The 2,323-nt window shown below is 30.0% G+C and carries 2 protein-coding genes; one reads left to right on the forward strand and one right to left on the reverse strand.

From position 1 onward, the window contains the following. Positions 1–104: 104 nt before the first annotated feature. Positions 105–917: a purine-nucleoside phosphorylase gene (locus tag DIU01_RS09485; RefSeq protein WP_290833830.1), complete on the forward strand. Its 813-nt coding sequence runs from the start codon at positions 105–107 to the stop codon at positions 915–917. A gap of 5 nt (positions 918–922) precedes the next feature. Here the strand turns inward: DIU01_RS09485 and DIU01_RS09490 are convergent. Then, a partial coding sequence (locus DIU01_RS09490; protein ID WP_290833832.1) for an ATP-binding protein occupies positions 923–2,323 on the reverse strand: 1,401 nt, incomplete at its 5' end.

The following is a 2,323-nucleotide window of genomic DNA, read 5'->3' on the forward strand; positions in this document are numbered from 1 at the left end:
GTCTGTTAATTCAGACGGTTTTTTTTTATTTCATTTTATTTTCAGTTTAAGGCTATTTATGTTTAAATTTGAATTGAAATATAACAATAAATAAAATCACAATTATGTGGAACGAAGTACAAGAAACCGTTAGTTTTATAAAAGAGAAAACAAATTTTAATCCTGAGTATGGTGTAATTTTAGGTTCAGGATTAGGGAATTTTACAGATGATATTAAAATTGAATTTAGTTTACCTTATTCAGAAATCCCAAATTTTCCAGTTTCTACCGTGCAAGGACATAAAGGTGCTTTAGTGTTTGGAACTGTTGGTTCTAAAAAAGTTGTAGCCATGCAAGGTCGTTTTCATTATTACGAAGGTTATAGCATGAAAGAAGTTACTTTTCCTGTTAGAGTGATGAAATATCTTGGTGTTTCAAAATTAATTGTTTCCAATGCTTCTGGTGGTGTAAATTCGAATTATAAAGTTGGGTCTATTGTATTGATCAAAGATCATATAAACATGATGCCAGAACATCCGCTTAGAGGAAAAAATGATGAAAGGTTTGGGCCAAGATTTGTAAACATGAGCGAACCTTACAGTAAAAATATGATTGCCAAAGTAAAGGAAATAGCAAGTGAATTAAATATTGAAGTCCACGACGGAATTTATTTAGGATTGCAAGGTCCAACATTTGAAACCTTAGCAGAATACAAAATGGTGAAAAATATTGGTGCCGATTGTGTTGGAATGTCAACAGTTCCAGAAGTAATTGTAGCACGCCACATGGAACTTGAAACTTTTGGATTATCTGTAATTACCGATATGGGTGATGAAGAAAATATAGAAGATGTCAATCACTCAGAGGTTCTTAAAGCAGCTCAAAAAGCCGAACCAGACGTTAGAATTTTAATAAAAGAATTAATCAAAAAATACTAAAAGTGCTATGAAAACTTTAAGTTGTCTGCAATTATAGAATAGAAATTTTCGGGTTCAAAAGGTTTTGTAATCACATCTGTCATTCCGTAAGAAAGTAGCATTTCTCTATTTTCATTAAGTGAAATTGCCGTTAGCGCAATGATAGGTGTTTTTTGATTAAATTCTCTAATTTGTTGCGTAGCAATAGTACCATTGATTCCAGGTAAATGTACGTCCATCAAAACTAAATCAAATTCATGTTCTTCTTTCATTAGTTCTACAGATTGCTCGCCATTATCAACGATATGACATGACATACCTTTATTCTCGAGCATCTTTTTAGTAATCATTTGATTGATCTTATTATCTTCAACTAAAAGAATTTTTTTATTGACAACAAGTTCTTTGTCAAATAGTTTTACTTGCTTAACTAGAATACTTTTTTCCCCAATTTCAAAAGGTAAGGTAAAGAAGAAGGTAGTTCCTAAGCCTACTTTACTATTAAGTTTAATGGTTCCGCCAAGTAATTCAATAAGTCGTTTTACAATAGATAACCCTAAACCTGTTCCACCGTATTTTCTATTAATTTCTATAGAACCTTGTGAAAAACTATCAAAAATTTCTAATTGTTTGTCGTCTGGAATTCCTATTCCGTTGTCGGCTACTTTAAAATGTATTTGAACATTTTTATCTTCAATAGTTTCCAATTTAGCAGATAAATTCACAAAACCGTTTTCTGTAAATTTTAATGAGTTGTTTACTAAATTTATGAAAATTTGTGACAATTTCGTTGGGTCGCAAATTAAGTTATCCGGTATGGCATCATCAATGTCCAACACGAAGGTGTTGTTGTTTTCTTGAGCAATTTCTTTAAATGAATTTTGAATTTTAAAAAGCTGTTCTTTTAAATTACAATTGATGCTTTCTATAGGTACATTTTCAGATTCAATTCTATTAATTTCTAAAATGTCATTAATGAAGGTCAATAGGTAATTTCCCGAAAACTTTAATGAGTTTAAATAATTAATCTGACTTGCTTTAGGCTTTTCTTCTATTAATAAATGCGTAATTCCATTAATTGCGTTAAGTGGTGTTCGCAATTCATGACTTACCGTCGATAAAAATTCGGCTCTTGCTTTCGATGCTTTTTCGGCATTTTCTTTTGCAACTTCAAGTTCTCTGTTTTTTTCTTTTAGTAACGTGTTAGATTGAGTTCTTAAAATGTTATTCTTATATAATGATAAACTTAAAAGTGATAAAATGGATATCAAGGCGATCGCTAAAATACTTATAAGTTTGGCAAAAATATTGGCTTTTTCTTGAGTTTTATTTTCTTTATCAATTTGTTCAATTAATTTTAATTTTTCAGAATCTTTAAATGAAGCAAAATCTTCTAAACCTATTTTTTTATTATTCAGTAAATTGAT

Source organism: Flavobacterium sp. (assembly GCF_003525665.1).
Lineage (GTDB): Bacteria > Bacteroidota > Bacteroidia > Flavobacteriales > Flavobacteriaceae > Flavobacterium.

What these genes read in the sequence shown, in the direction of transcription:
- DIU01_RS09485 (WP_290833830.1), top strand. Translation starts at nt 105, where the DNA reads ATGTGGAACGAAGTACAAGAAACCGTTAGTTTTATAAAAGAGAAAACA.